1 pseudogene is annotated in these 841 nt (G+C 51.7%); it reads left to right on the forward strand.

The window, feature by feature from the left end:
- Window positions 1-841, forward strand: a pseudogene (locus ACZRKO_RS22750) (hypothetical protein); the annotation flags it as partial.

Genomic DNA, 841 nt, shown 5'->3' on the forward strand with positions numbered 1-841 from the left:
CAACACGGCACTCAGTACGATCACTGGTGATGTCACCAATCTGGATGCGGGCTCAGTAAAATATGACAAGTTCGTTGATGGTACCGTGAACTACAACAGCATGACGCTGGGCGGCACGACCTATAACACCACCACCAAAACGGGCGGCACTCGTATAACAAATGTCGCGGCCGGAATTGACGGCGGAGATGCTGTCAATGTCGACCAACTGAACGACTCCGCCACTAAAGTTAAAACACATTATTACAGTGTTAACGACAATGGTGTCCAGGGTGCTAATTATAATAACGACGGTGCGAAGGGAAATAACTCTCTGGCTGCAGGTATTGGTGCTTCTGTAGATGCAAATTCAACGGAAGGCGTTGCAATGGGCAAAGGTGCAACACTGACCAACAGTAAAGGAAGCGTCGCCATAGGTAATGGCGCAAGTGCTACTTACTCTGCGGGGGCAAACGCCAATCAGGTTGTCATTGGTAATGGTGCATCAGCAACCGGTGTATCAGCAGTCGCACTCGGAGATGGAGCAAAGGGGAACGCCAGTTCGACATTAGCAATTGGCTCAGGGGCAACCGCCAGTGCAACAGCATCTTCAGCGATGGGTTGGGGATCTGCTGCTAGTGGTATGGCATCAGCTGCTATCGGGACTCAGGCGAGTGCCTCCGGTGCCAGTTCTGTGGCACTCGGTTACGGGGCAAATGCATCGACCAATAACAGCGTTGCCTTGGGTGCGGGTTCAACCACTTCTGCAGCATCACTGACGAATCCAGTCTATGTTCCTAAAGGGGCTAAAGCTGCTGATATCAAAGGCACACCGACAGGAGAAGTTTCCATTGGTGCAGCT

The organism is Ewingella sp. C233, assembly GCF_055407225.1.